This window comes from Rhodovulum sp. MB263 (genome assembly GCF_002073975.1).
Lineage (GTDB): Bacteria > Pseudomonadota > Alphaproteobacteria > Rhodobacterales > Rhodobacteraceae > Rhodovulum.
The window spans coordinates 19,142-32,628 of record NZ_CP020386.1 but is presented as its reverse complement, the minus strand read 5'-3'; the positions used below and the strand labels follow the sequence as shown (position 1 = coordinate 32,628).

Below are 13,487 nucleotides of genomic sequence, written 5' to 3'. Positions count from 1 at the left end.
CGCCTCCGTATTCCGGGCTGAGATCCTTGCACCAGCAAAGGCCGGACAGGGCACGCCTCAACCGGCCATATAGACCGCTTCCAGCTTTTCGCGCTGCGCCGCGGCAATCGAGGCAATGCGGTCCTCGACCAGGAAATCCTCGGGACGGTCCAGGAGATCCGTCGCTCTGGAAAGAAGCTCTCCGGCCTCGACGGGCAAGTCGATCAGAAGATGATCCGTCTTTCCCAAAGGCGCCATGAAATCCCGGCTCTTGGGTTGATACGCGATCATGAGGGCCGGAACCCCGGCGATCATCGCCAGCCCGGCCGCGTGCAGCTTCAGGCCGATGAAGGCCCGCAGGTTTCTGACCGAGTGCATGAAACCGTAGGGATCGACATAATGCCGCTCGATGCTGAAGCCCGCCTCGGGAAGCGCCGCGCGCTCGATGACACGCCGGGTCGCCGCCATATCGGTGTCGACCACGACGTAAAACACCAGCCTGTGCCGTGACTGCAGATGCCGGACAAGGGCGATGCAGGCCTCCTCATAGGCCGCCTGATCGCCGAGGCAATTGCCGACATTCAGCCCGATGGCGTCGCGCCTCGCGCCATGATCCCGGAGCGGAATATCCGGGCGATGCAGCAGAAAGGCGAAATCTCCGAAGATATCGGCCTGCACGCCCATATGCCGGCAGAGCGCCACCGATTGCGGCCCGCGCAGATGAACCTCCTGCGACCGCTCGAGAACCGCGCGCCAGCGCCGGAAAGCCTCGGATTCGCCGGCGATCTGCGCATCGGTAAAGGCCATGCCGGTTCCGAAAAAGGAAACCCGGGCCCCCTGTCGGGACCGCATCTCGACATAATCCAGCCATCCCGTCCGGCCGCCATGTATCAGCGTCCCGCCCCCGACCAGAAGGTCGCGGTGACGGCGATTGCGGATCAGCCGGTTCAGGAGCGGCCGGTTTGGATAGCTCTGCCAGGGCGTGCATCTCGTACGGGGAAGGCTGTCCAGAGCCGCGACCAGCATCGCCTCATCGCCCAGATTTCCCGGGCCGAACATGCCGAAGATCTCGATATCCTTGCGCGGGTTCGCAAGGAAATTCAGCAGATCCGCAGCCTTACCTGTCTTGCCCATGCGCGTCTCCCTGCGCTGTATGTCCCGTTGCGATCCCGACCGGGGCCAGAGGCGCACCCCGCCCCCTATGCCAGACGCCTCAGATGCCCGATGCGACGCCCGAATTCCTGCTCGAAGGCATGGCCGCCGGCGAAAGCCCGCGCGGCATCGCAGCAGGCCGCCAGCCGGGGACGGTCGGAGGCCGCCTCGGCAAGGGCGTCGGACAGAGCCTCGACCCGGCCCAGCGGCACGGCCCATCCAGCCTCCGATGCCCGGCACAGCGCCGTCCACATGCGGTTCGCATATCCCACCACGGCCAGGCCGCATCCCATGCTTTCGAGATAGGTGCAGGACGGGTCCGACTGCCGGTGGCAGCTCAGATAGAGATCGGCATGCTGCCGGGCGAAAGGCACCAGCTCGGTCTCGAAATCGACAGCACCATTGAGCCGGACCCGGCCGTTCAGCCCCTGCGCGGCAATATCGCGGCGAAGCTCGGCCTCGAGGCTGCCGCTGCCGAAGATATCGAGCTCGAAATCGATGCCCCGGGCAACCAGCCCTGCAGCGACGGGAATGAGGTCCTGCGATCCCTTCATCCGCTCCAGCCGCCCCGAATGGACCAGCCTCAGCGGCGCCCCCCCGCATATCCGGCGGCGCCGGGCCGCCATCTCGTCTCGGCTCGCCAGCAGATCCGAGCCCATCCGGTTGTCGAGATACATGATGGCATTCGCATTCACCCCGGCATAGGCATCGAAGGCGGGATAGCCATTGGCCTGAAGCCCATCGGCCAGCCCGAAGGCCCGGCGGCGCCGGATTTCCTGCCCGACATTCCAGATCAGCGAGCGGATCTTCCCCGGCAAGCTTCGGGACCGGTCGAGAAAGAGGATCTGACGTCTGGTTTCCGGGATATATTCGATGATGAAGGCCAGCTTCTGTCCGCTGCGGCGGCAGAGCCCGGCCAGATGCAGATAGTCGTGATTGTCCCCGCTGCACAGCACGACATCCTGCCCCGCCACATCCTCGGCGCCGGGTTTCCGGCCGGAAGGCAGGAAGCGGATGCCGAATGGCAGCTCTCCGGGCTCGTAGACGCGCCCGAACGGAAAGCTCTCGGCCCGGACCCGCAGCAGGCAGCTGACCGGACCGTCCCAGAGATCGGCGTAAAAGCGCATGCCCTCGACGAATTTCCGGTCGAGAAACGGCTTGCCGTCCAGCAGCGCGGCCGGCGCCGAAGAGATCACCAGAAGGCTGGGCATATCATCCTCACTCCTGCACGCCGCGCTCTGCCAGCGCCGCCGCCACCCGCCCGAGCCCCAGCTTCAGCACCGCCGCAGCCCGCTCGGGGCTGTCGGCCTCGGCATAGACGCGGAATTCGGGGGCATTCCCCGAGGGGCGCAGATGCAGGATCTCGCCGCGCTCGAAGCTGACGCGCAGCCCGTCGGTGCGGTCGCAGCCCGCCTCGCGGCCCAGCGGCGCGAAGAAGGCGGCCCGGGCCTCGGCCGAGCGGTCGAGCCGGGCCAGCAGCGCCGCTGACGCCTCGGGGGCCACCTGTTGCAACCGGTCGGCCGCGGTGTGCCGCGCGGGCAGCGCCGCGACCAGCCCCGCGACCCCGCCCGCCGCATCACCCGCCGCACCACTCGCCGCACGGGCCGCCGTCAGGACGGCCACCAGCGGCAGCATCGCATCCCGCGTCATCAGAGGGGCAAGCAGCCCGGCCGGGCCCCGGGCGGCAAAGCCCAGAAGAAAGCCGCCATTGGCCTCGAAGCCCACCACCCGGGCGCCCGGATCGGCGGCGAGGATCTCTTCCATCGCCGCGATCACGAAGGGAGAGCCGATCCGGGTCAGCCGCACCGTCTCGAATTCGGGCAGGCGCGTCACCAGGCTGTTCGACGAGACCGGGGTGCAGACCGCCTTTGCCCCCAGCGCCCGGGCGGTGAGCGCCCCCAGGATATCGCCCGGCACGATCCGGCCCGCAGCATCGGTCAGCATCGGGCGGTCGGCATCACCATCGGTCGAGACCAGCGCATCGAGCCCCTGCCCCGCGCACCATTCTGCCAGCATCGCCCGGGTTCCGGCATCGACGGCCTCGGTATCGACCGGCACGAAACTGTCCGAAGCGGCCAGCGGCACCGGCTCGGCCCCGAGCGCACCGAGAATCCCGACCATGGTCTCGCGCGCGACCGAGGAATGCTGATAGACCCCGACCCGGAGCCCTGCCAGCGCGCGCGCCCCGAAGGCCTGAACATAGCGCGCGACATAGGCCGCCCCGGCCTCCGGCGCGGCGGTCCGGCGGCCCTGCCCCGCCCCCTGTTCTGTCGCGGAAACGGAGCCGGGCCGGTTCAGCGCCGCCCCGATGGCCGCCTCATCCGCCTTCGAGATCTCGCCCGAGGGCAGGTAAAATTTCAGCCCGTTGCGGTCGGCCGGGATATGGCTGCCGGTGACCATGATCGCGGCCGCCCCCTGCCCCATCGCCGCCAGCGCCAGCGCCGGGGTCGGCAGCGCGCCGCACTCGACCGCCTCGCCCCCGGCGGCACGGATCGCGGCGATCACGTCTTCGGCGATCCGGGGCGATGAGGCACGCAGATCGCGTCCGACAAGGACCCGGGGCCCCGCAGGACAGGCCGCGAGAAAGGCCCGGACATAGGCGCCCACCAGATCGGGGGTCAGCTCGCTGACGAGCCCCCGCAGGCCGCTGGTTCCGAATTTCGGTGCCATCTCTTCCTTCCCTCCCAGCCCCCTTCCCCTGCCCCGTCCGCAGCAAGACGGCGCTGCGGATCATCCGTAGGGCTGCAGCCCCCCGAGCCCCCGGCCATCCTGCAAGGCGGCGTAGATCCCTGCGGTATGCCCGGCCTTGGCTGCCCAGGTGTAATCTGCCACGGCATGGGCCTCGGCCCGGTGCGCCATTTCGGCATGGACCTCAGGCGTCGCAAGACAGGCCTCCATCGCGGCACGATAGTCCCGCACCAGCCCCTCCAGCGGCTGCAGCGCAACCCGCACGCCCCGCCCCCCGGCGGCAAGATGACCGGGCGCGCCGTAATCGGTGACAAGGCAGACCATGCCCGAGGCCATGGCCTCGATCACGACGCCCGCCCCCAGCTCGCGGATCGAGGGGAAGACGAAGACATCCGACTGCCGCATCGCCTGGGCCACCTCGGCCTGGCTCCGGCGGCCCTCGAAGATCACCCGCTCCCCGGCGCCGGCCTCGGCCACCATCGCCTCGAGCCGCGGCCGCTCGGGCCCCTCGCCCAGGACATGAAGCACATGCGGTTTCAGCCGCTCGGAGCCGATGAAGGCCCGCACCGCCACCTCGGGCACCTTGTAGGGCACGAGCCGCCCGGCAAAGAGAAAATGCCGGTGCCCCTCGCCCGCCAGCACAGGCCGCCGCCCCCGGCTGTGGAACATGTCGGGATCGAACCCGATCTCGGGGAAATTCACGATCCGGTCCGAAAGCCGCTGCGGCAGATCGGCGATCGTATGCGGGAAGGCCGCGAGGATCGCCGCCGCCCCGGTGAAGGTCGAGCGCGCGAAGGGCAGGAAACGGTAAAGATCGCGCAGCCCCCGCAGGCGCTCGCGCTCGCGCTTCTGCTCGCCGCGAAAGGCCGCGGGCCAGTCGAGATTGCCGTTCAGCGGGCCAAGCACGAAGGGTTGCCGGATCCGGCCCGCGATATAGGAGGGCTGGGTCGGCGACATCGGCGTGATCCGATGCACGATGTCGAAATGCCCTGCGTCGAGATCCGCCCTGAACCGGCGCAGGGCCTGCCATTCGAAGGCGATATAGGGTGGATAGGCCATGATCTGGCTGGTCGACCAGGCGACCTCGCTGCCGCCGCGCAAAAGTCGGGCCAGCCGGTACATCCGGGCCGCGATCCATTCATTGTCGATATAGACCACGGGGCAGCCCATATCGCCGGCCGCCTCGATATTCTCGCGGTTGCGGATATGGGTCGCCAGCGTCACATCGGCGACCCGGGCCAGTGCCCGGGCATATTTGTAGCCGACGACCGGCAGCGACGGCCATTCGGGATTGCAGCTTTCCGCGAGGACCAGAACACGCGGCCTGTCTGTTGTCGTCACGATCGCTCTCTCCGGATGAAAGGCCCAACGGGGGCCGCAAGGCACGCTTCGTTCAGCATAGCCGCCCCGCCTGCCAGGAGGCCAGAGACAGCCCGGTCAGCTCTTCCAGCCGGGGGATCTGGGGATGGAAACGCGCGGCCAGCAGCTGGCGCGTCGCGGGCTCCATCGGCGGCGGCTCATGCGCCCTGCCCGCCCCCTCCGACAGCACCCGCCGGCGCAGCGCCGCCCGCAGCGGATCGGGCAGAAGCCGCCGCAACGCCCAGAGCGGCCCGACCCGGCCGCGCAGCCGCTGCGCCCCCGCCGCCGCCTCCAGTTGATCGAAATGCGCGCGCGAAACATTCCGCGCCGCAGCCCCGCCGCCGAAGGCCGCCTCGGGCAGCGGATCGAGCCCGAGAAACCCGGTGATCCGGCGCAGCGTGGCGCGCGGGTCGTTGCGGAAGGCCTCGAAGCTCAGGAACAGGAAGCGCTCGCGCGGGAATTGCGCCAGATAGGTCTCGATCTGCAAGAGGTAATCGCTGCCCGCGAGGCAAAGCTCGGGCGTGTCGGGGAAATGCGCGTTGAAGGGCGCCAGCACCTTCTCGCGGGGCGCTGCCAGGGCATGGCGCTCGGGCAGCACGAAGTCTTCGAAGGAGCGATGCACAGCATAATCGCGGGTGCCGTTCTGGTAGTTCTTCACCAGCTGGACATAGAAGGAATAGGCCCGCGCCACCGGCTCGCGCAGGACATAGATGAACTGCGCCTCCGGCACATGGCGGGCGATCCGCGCGGCGGTGTCGGGAAAGAGCGGCGCATGCGAATAAAGCGTCGAGGCCTCGCCCCGGCGCTGGCCCGGCCCGGCACCGGCAAAAAGCGCTGAATAGGTCTCTATCCCGGCTGAATAGAGATCGTCCCGGGCAAAGAATTCGGGCTCTTTCGGGGTCGGCATGAAGATGTCGGGATGCTGTTCGAGCAGTGCGAAGATGCTGGTCGTCCCGGCCTTGGCAGCACCGATGATGAAGAAATCGGGCAGCGTCATGCCTGATTTTCCCGTCCGGCAGAGGCGCCCCGGAACGGCCGCAGAGGCAGAGCACTGGCCATGGCTAGACCACCCGGTCCGGGTCGAAGATCGCCGCACGCCCGGCCTCGATCTCGGCCACGGCCCGGGCCCGCCCGATCCGAAGCGCCCGGCGCTGATAGGCCCGGATGAAGGCAACGAGATCCGCATCGGGATGCCGAGCCGCGCCGCCGAGCCAGGCCCCGAGATAACCCTGCATCATCGCCAGCCCGCCCAGCAGGTAAGGCGGCTCGAGCCCGCGAAAGACACAGGTCGCCGCGAAGTAAAGCGGGTCCGAGCCCATGTAATACTGCCCGAAGCCATGCCGCCGGCGCCCGGCATAGATCGAGCTCTGGGACGAGCCCATCGGCCGCAGATGTTCGAAATTCAGATCGGGATGGTCCCAGCTGACCGCGATCCAGCCCAACTGGCGCGCCTTGTGGCAGTCGATCGCATCCCACATCACCGCGCGCACGAAACCGCCGATCTGGCGGAAACAGGCGCTGCGGTAGAACTTGGTCATGCCCACCGACATCTCGTCGCCGCGCCGCTCGGATACCAGCGTGCCGCCGCGCCGGATATAGGGCTTGCCCGAACAGGTGCCGATCCGGGGCTCGGCTTCCATCCGCTCGATCAGGGTCTCGAAATAGCGCGGCGGCAGATCGAGATCGAGATCGAGCTTGCACAGATAGGGAAAGGCGCCCGGTTCGACCCGGTCGAGCCCGGCATAGAAGGCCTCGATCACCCCCGGCCCCACCGCCCGCTGGCCGCGATCTGGCCTGGCCACGATCTCGATCCAGGGATGGGCCAGGGCATAATCGGCCAGGATCCGGGGCGTCTCGTCGGTCGAGCCGTCATCGACGATCACCCATTTCGCGGGCCGCAGGCTCTGGGCCAGCACGCTGTCGAGCGTCCGGCGCATATGGGCCGCCTCGTCCCGGCAAGGTGATATCAAAACATAGGCGCGGGACGGATCGGACATCGGACCATGTGACAATCGAAAAACTGCAATCTGTATAGCCGGAGCGGACGGAAACTCAAAACGCAGACGCCCTGCATTGCCCGCTTTTTTCAAGTCCCCCGCAGTTGTGTCGAAAGCCCCCCTCGGCTATCTCTCGGCCGAGAGCCGGACCGAAACCGACTGTCTTGCGGGCTTCCGCCGACCGGCGCAGGCAGGGCCCGTGTTGTGCTGTACGGATCCGGCATGAGCCTGCGTTACCGCCCCGAGATCGACGGCCTGCGAACCGTCGCCGTCCTGTCGGTGCTGATCTATCATGCCGAGTTCTCCCTCAGCGGCCATCCGGTGCTGAAGGGCGGGTTCCTCGGGGTGGACGTCTTTTTCGTGATCTCGGGTTTCCTGATCACCTCGCTCATCCTGACCGAATGGGACCGGACCGGCCGGTTCTCGATCCTGAATTTCTACGAACGCCGGGCGCGGCGGATCCTGCCTGCGCTGTTAACGGTGATGTTCGCCTCGATCCCCGCGGCCTGGGCGATCCTCTACCCACGCCAGATGATCGACTTCGTCTGGTCTCTGGCCGCCTCGCTTGGCTTCATATCGAACTATTTCTGGTACGACCTTCTGGCCTCCTACGCGGCCGCCGCCGACGCGCTTCACCCGTTCCTGCACACCTGGTCGCTGGCGGTCGAAGAGCAGTTCTACATCTTCTTCCCGCTTCTGGTAGCGGCCGTTCTGGCGCGCTCGGGTCGGCTGCTGCTGCCGATCCTGGCCGCGCTGGCGGCGGGAGGACTGGTGCTGGCCGAGATCCTTACCCGGCTGAACTGGTCTCTGTCCTTCTACGGGCTGCAGAGCCGGGTCTGGGAACTTGCGGCGGGCGCCCTGACCGCCTTTGTGATGCGTCACGCTCCGGATCGTGGGTCCCGGCCGCAGCGCGACGCCTGGCTTGCCGGGGTCGGGCTCGCGCTGATCCTGCTGCCGGTGAATTGGCACCATCCGGGCATCGGCACCCTGCCCGCCGTGCTGGGCACCGCCCTGGTGCTGCGGCATGCCGGCGGCGGCGATCCGGTCACCCGGCTTCTGGCCAGCCCGCCCTTCGTGGCGATCGGGCTCATCTCCTATTCTCTCTATCTCTGGCATCAGCCGATCTTCGCCTTCGCCCGGCATCTCGAGCTCGATCCTCCGGCCTGGCAGAAGCTCTGCTGGATCGGGCTGGCGATGGCGCTGGCCCGGGCCAGCTATCTATGGGTTGAAACCCCGTTCCGCGACCGCCGCCGGACCCGGCTTCGCCCCCTTGTGGCCAGTCTCTCGGGCAGTACCTTCCTGGTTCTGGCCTTCGTCGGGGCGATGCTGGCCACCGACGGGCTGAAAGCCCGCCTGCCCGGCCTGATCGCACTTTACGGCAAGAACGAGTTCGACAACGAGGCCCTGCGCGACCGGTCCTGGACGGTTCTTGACGCGCTGGCCGCGGCCTCGGGCGAAGCCGGGTCCGAGGCCAGTTCCCCCTCTCCTTTCGAGGCCCGGCGCCTCTGGTTCGCACAAGGCACGCCCGGCCCGCGCGTGCTGATCCTGGGCGTTTCCCACGCCAAGGATCTGTTCAACGCGCTGGCGCTCAATCCCGATCTCTTTGCCGGGATCGGGCTGGCGCGGTTCGGCATGCATGCCCGCTTGCCCCAAGGTCAGATCGAGACCCTTTTCGCCGCGCCGAACCTGGCCGCGGCCGACATCGTGCTGCTGAGCTTTCGCTATTCAGACCGGCACCTGGACCGGCTGTCACAGCTGATCGAACGGCTGAAGGCCGCCGACAAAACCGTCGTGCTGGCCACGAGCAGCGCCGAATACGAACTGATCGACGGGATGCCGGTCTTCGACTGGTACCTGCGCAGCAGCCGGGCCGCCTTCGATCCCGAGGCTCTCGGCCGACTGGCCTGGAGCCGCCGCGCCTCACACATTGCCGCGATCAACGACCGGATCGCCGCCATCGGTCGGGCCGAAGGCGTTGCCGTGATCGACAAGATAGCGCCGATCTGCGATGCAGCGCCCCAAAGCTGTGCCGCGATCACCGATGACGGCTACAAGACCTTTTTCGATTACGGGCACTTCACTCTGGAGGGTGCGGCCTATCTCGGCCGCCGACTGCATGCGCTCGGGGATCTGCCCTTCTGACGAAAGGGCCTCGCAGGACATCCCGTCGTCCCGGCCGGTAAGTCCCGGACATAGCGCTTGCGGAACACGATGTAGCGGTTGCCGAGGAAGTTGAAGATCATCCCCGCAGCGATCCCGATCAGCGCCGAGACCTGCAGCCCGTAGGGCCCGGTCAGGACCTTGTGGCTGAACCCCAGCGCCACCGCGTAATTGACCGTCAGCCCGACCAGCGAAGCCCCGACGAAGCCCAGGAACTGCCGACCTGCATGGCGCCCGCGCGCATAGCTGAAGGTGAAACGGCGATTCAGCAGGAAATTGGTCACGAGGCTCACCCCGATCCCGCCCGCCAGACAGATCCAGGGCGCAAGGCCGACCAGCTGCAGCCCCGAAAGCACCGCGAGATTCACCACCGCGCCGGTCGCGCCCACCACCAAGAATTGCAGCAGATACATCGCATTGGCAAAGCGGAAGAGGTAAAGCCGCCGCAGGTGCTGGATGTATTTCAGCTGCTCCTTCAGGGTCAGCTTGCTTTCCCCGAAGCGGCGGTCGGAAAACGCGATCGGCACTTCGCCGACATTCTCCATGCCGCATTTCACGATCAGCTCCAGCGCGATCTTGTAGCCGACCGGGTTCAGCCCCCGCGCAGCATCGAAATCGGCCTTGCGCAGCGCGAAGAACCCCGACATCGGGTCGCGCACCTTGGTCAGCGGCCGCGCCAGCAACGTCGCCACCACGCTGTTCAGCCAGCGGAAGACACCCCAGTCGTCATCGGTCGAGCCCCCCGGCACATAGCGCGACCCGATCGCGAATTGCTGGCCCGAGGCGAGCCCCAGGATCATCTGCGGGATCGCCTCGACCGGATGGCTCAGATCGCAATCCATGCAGACCAGCACCGGATGGCGGGCGGCGCGGAACCCCTCGATCACCGCCCGGCTCAGCCCGCGATCGCGGGTGCGCACGACGATCCGCGCCCAGTCGAAACCGCTTTCGGCCACCGCCTCGACGCTGCCGTCGCGGCTGTCGTCATCCATGAACAGAACTTCCAGCCTCAGGTCGTAATCCCGCCGCAGCCGGTCGAGCTCGGCCAGAAGATGCGGGATGTTCTCGGCTTCACGATAGGTCGGGACAATCACGCTGATCCCGGTATTGATCCTGATCCGGGCCAGGTCCTCGCCTGCGCTCATCGCTCCCCCCGACATATGGCGGCGCTGCACCTCGCTTTCGCAGGACAGCCCTCCGATCCCCGCCCGAGTTTGAACCGCCCTGCCCTTTTGCGTCAATTGTCCAGACCGCGCACCGATTTTCGCATGCGAAAATCCGGGGCGCATGGCGCCGTCCATCTGTCGGCAGATCTCGGCAAGAAGGCGCGCGCGCCTGTGCCCGAGATCCTCGCCGGGCCCGAAAAGAGGAGGGAAAAAGCGGCCGGTTATGCTCTGCGGGCCGCCTTGAAGGCCGCTCAGTCAGCACGGCCCGGCCTCCGGGCACAGGCCTTAGCCGAGCGGGTCGCGCCCGGCGAGGAAGGCTTCCAGCGCCCCGGCAAGCTCGGGCCCGACAGCCGGCCCCGACAGCACGAGCCGCCCCTTGCGCGCCTCGAGACGGATCCCAGGCGCGACCTCGCGGCCGCGCGGAGCCGAGGCAGCAGGGGCCTTGCGCAGCGCCCGCTCGATCAGGCGGCGTTCGGCCTCGGCCTCGGCGGGCGGGGTCTTCGTCAGCGCGGCACTCAGCCGGTCGGCCAGCTTCGGATCGGCCTTCAGCCCGGCCACGATCGCCAGCCCCAGCTTTTCGGGGATCGCGGTCGGAAACCGCAGCGCAGGCCCCAGCGCCCGGTGCAGCGCCACGAAGGACAGGATCTTCGAGCGCCGGGCGGGCGGCGCATTGCCGAACAGCCCCTTCACCGCCGCCGCCTGATCGGGAAACAGCCCCATCCGCACCGCCTCTGCAACCAGACGGCCGCGCTCGTAGAAGGACAGATCGGTCCGGATCTCGTTTTCCTCGACCATCGCCAGATAGGCCTCGGCCGCACCTTCGGGGCTGCGCAGAAGGCACAGGACCTGCCCGAACCGCGCCTCGCCGGTCTCGGCGGCCAGCTCGCTCAGCGCGGCCAGCCGCCGGGCGCCGGAGATCAGCCCGAACCGGCCCTGGCCCAGATCGGTCACCTCGATCGGGGTCTGCTGCCCGCGCGCGGCAAGGCTCGCCTTCAGCGCCGCCATGTCCTCGGCATCGTGATGCATCCGGTCGCGCAAGAGATGCCCGGCCTCGATCGCCTCAAGCGGCAGCGACATGACCATCCGCCCCTCGCGCCGGGCGGCAGCGACCTCGTCGGCCAGCTGTTCGAGCGCGGCCTGACTGGCGGTCGCGGCAGCGATTTCGGCCACTGGCGGGCGGGCGATGGCGGGGATCGGTCCCGGCCGGGCGGCGGGTCCGTCTTCGGCGGGACCGGTGATCGGAGAGAGGCGTTTGCGTCGGGCCATGCGGGGTCTTCCTTCAGCGAAAATACGGGCAGGGCCGGGGCTTATTCGGCCGCGGCTATCCTGGCGGTCTCCTCGCGGCGCCAGATCCCGTAAAGCAGCATCTTGAACGCGGCATAGGTGGCATCGAAAGTGGCGCGTCCGCGGGCATAGGTCTCGCGGTTGAAATCGCGGTAATCGGCCTCGTAGATGCCGTTCACCTGCTCTCCGGCCTGGCCGATCAGCGCGGTGAAATCCTGCCGGTGGGGCGACAGCACCTGCCCCATATAGGCCTGGATCAGCCCGGCCATCTCGGCCTGCTGCCCGGCATCGTAACGGGTCATCACCGCCCGGACCGCATCCCATTCGAAATGCAGCTCCTCGCGCCCCAGCGCCCGGGCGGCGATATTCTCGCCCTCCTCGATCGAGGCGAAGGTCGCATGCAGCATGTCGAAGAAGCGCCCGGTCGAATCGAATTCGAGAAAGGAGGCGCCGAAGGGCACCAGCAGGATATCGGCCGCCGCCAGCCCGTTGATCGTCAGATAGCCGAGCGCGGGCGGGGTATCGAGAAACACCAGGTCATAGGCATCAAGCACGCCATCTTCGGCCAGCACATCGGTCAGCGCATCCCAGAGCCGCCAGCCCCGCGACTGCATCCGCCAGACCGGGATCTGGAACTCGGACCAGTAGAGGTTCAGCTGCGCCCCGATCAGGTCGATATTGGGCCAGTGGGTCTTGCGGATCAGATCGGGCGCTTTCAGCTTCAGCGCCTCGGTCAGGGTATCGTCGAAGGGCAGGGGAGGCTCGCCCCGGTCCAGCCTGCGCTGGTTGTCGGCGCGCAGCGTGGTCGCGTAATGCCGGGCCAGCAACGGGAAGACGGTCTGCCATTCATCCTCGACCTGGCCGCCGAAGATCGAGGTCATCGAGCCCTGGCTGTCGAGATCGATCACCAGCACCCGGTAACCGTCGAGCGCGGCCGACATTGCCAGATGCGCGCAGGTCGAGGTCTTGCCGACGCCGCCCTTGAAATTCGCGACCGCGACGATCTTGGCGGGCAGGTCCTTCGGCCGGTAGGGCAGGTAGTTCTTGGCCTTCGAGCCTTCCGCGCCGAAATGGGCCCGCAGCCGGAGCACCTCATCGAGGGTGAACCATTTCGCCCCGCCCGCGCTTTCGCTCAGCCCCTGGGGCAGATCGGGATTCTGGCGCAGCACACGGCGGAAATGGGCAGGCGCCACCGGGATCAGGTAGCGGGTGATCTCCCAGGTCGAGAACAGCCGCAATTTCCGCTCGCCGGTTTCATCGAGCCCGCGCGAGGCGAGATCCTCGCGGCCTCTCCGGCAGGCCTCGGCCACGTTCGCGAAACCGGGTGTGTCTGCCTGCGGGCCCAGAAGCTCTGCCGCCCGGTCCGGAGAGATGTTCAGATAAGGGGGAATGTCGTCTCTGCTCATGGCTGCCCCGCCCGATATGCCGCTTTTTTATCAATGTACGGCAAAAGGCGGCACATGTAACCCGAAATATGACATTCCCGGTGGAACAGGCTGTTTTCAAGGCAGAGTCCCCAAGGCGTCCTATCCCTAGCAGCCCCCGGACAGCGGTGCCCGGATTTTTTCTCGTTAGATAATCCGTTAGTATAAGTTACGGGATCTTCTCTCTTTCACAAGCAATTGGGATTGAAGGAAATTTTTCCTTATTTCGGGCAGGGCCCGACTCTGAACCCCCGAAAGACCGACTCTGAACCCCCGTC

10 protein-coding genes are annotated in these 13,487 nt (G+C 67.4%); 1 reads left to right on the top strand and 9 read right to left on the bottom strand.

All coding sequences use genetic code 11. The features are described 5' to 3' along the window. Nucleotides 1-57: 57 nt before the first annotated feature. The 6 genes from B5V46_RS19290 to B5V46_RS19265 all read right to left on the bottom strand — a co-directional run bounded on the left by B5V46_RS19290 (nt 58) and on the right by B5V46_RS19265 (nt 7,175). Nucleotides 58-1,113, bottom strand: a complete 1,056-nt coding sequence (locus tag B5V46_RS19290; RefSeq protein WP_196774435.1) for a polysaccharide pyruvyl transferase family protein — start codon at nt 1,111-1,113, stop codon at nt 58-60. A gap of 65 nt (nt 1,114-1,178) precedes the next feature. After that, nucleotides 1,179-2,342, bottom strand: a complete 1,164-nt coding sequence (locus B5V46_RS19285; protein ID WP_080618345.1) for a glycosyltransferase — start codon at nt 2,340-2,342, stop codon at nt 1,179-1,181. Between the two features lie 7 nt (nt 2,343-2,349). Continuing rightward, nucleotides 2,350-3,801, bottom strand: a complete 1,452-nt coding sequence (locus tag B5V46_RS19280) for a phosphomannomutase (RefSeq protein ID WP_080618344.1) — start codon at nt 3,799-3,801, stop codon at nt 2,350-2,352. A 60-nt stretch (nt 3,802-3,861) separates the two neighbouring features. Further along, the gene (locus B5V46_RS19275; protein WP_080618343.1) at nt 3,862-5,160 is read right to left on the bottom strand and encodes a glycosyltransferase family 4 protein; all 1,299 of its coding nucleotides are present in this window, start codon (nt 5,158-5,160) and stop codon (nt 3,862-3,864) included. 52 nt (nt 5,161-5,212) lie between these two features. Then, a complete protein-coding gene (locus tag B5V46_RS19270; protein ID WP_196774434.1) occupies nt 5,213-6,175 on the bottom strand; it encodes a sulfotransferase in 963 nt (320 codons plus the stop codon). A gap of 64 nt (nt 6,176-6,239) precedes the next feature. Next, complete coding sequence (locus B5V46_RS19265; protein ID WP_080618339.1) at nt 6,240-7,175, bottom strand: glycosyltransferase family A protein; 936 nt, start codon at nt 7,173-7,175, stop codon at nt 6,240-6,242. A gap of 222 nt (nt 7,176-7,397) precedes the next feature. On the opposite strand from B5V46_RS19265, the gene B5V46_RS19260 reads away from it, so the two are divergent. Next, nucleotides 7,398-9,317, top strand: coding sequence for an acyltransferase family protein (locus tag B5V46_RS19260; RefSeq protein WP_080618338.1), 1,920 nt, complete (start codon nt 7,398-7,400; stop codon nt 9,315-9,317). Here the strand turns inward: B5V46_RS19260 and B5V46_RS19255 are convergent. The 3 genes from B5V46_RS19255 to B5V46_RS19245 all read right to left on the bottom strand — a co-directional run bounded on the left by B5V46_RS19255 (nt 9,272) and on the right by B5V46_RS19245 (nt 13,191). Next, nucleotides 9,272-10,480 carry a glycosyltransferase family 2 protein gene (locus B5V46_RS19255; protein ID WP_196774433.1) on the bottom strand — a complete coding sequence of 403 codons (1,209 nt, stop codon included), beginning with the start codon at nt 10,478-10,480 and terminating at the stop codon, nt 9,272-9,274. The two genes, B5V46_RS19260 and B5V46_RS19255, sit on opposite strands and share 46 nt — an antisense overlap. 306 nt (nt 10,481-10,786) lie before the next feature. Next, nucleotides 10,787-11,767 carry a ParB N-terminal domain-containing protein gene (locus B5V46_RS19250; RefSeq protein ID WP_080618334.1) on the bottom strand — a complete coding sequence of 327 codons (981 nt, stop codon included), beginning with the start codon at nt 11,765-11,767 and terminating at the stop codon, nt 10,787-10,789. A 41-nt stretch (nt 11,768-11,808) separates the two neighbouring features. Further along, nucleotides 11,809-13,191 carry an AAA family ATPase gene (locus B5V46_RS19245; protein WP_080618332.1) on the bottom strand — a complete coding sequence of 461 codons (1,383 nt, stop codon included), beginning with the start codon at nt 13,189-13,191 and terminating at the stop codon, nt 11,809-11,811. Nucleotides 13,192-13,487: the final 296 nt, after the last annotated feature.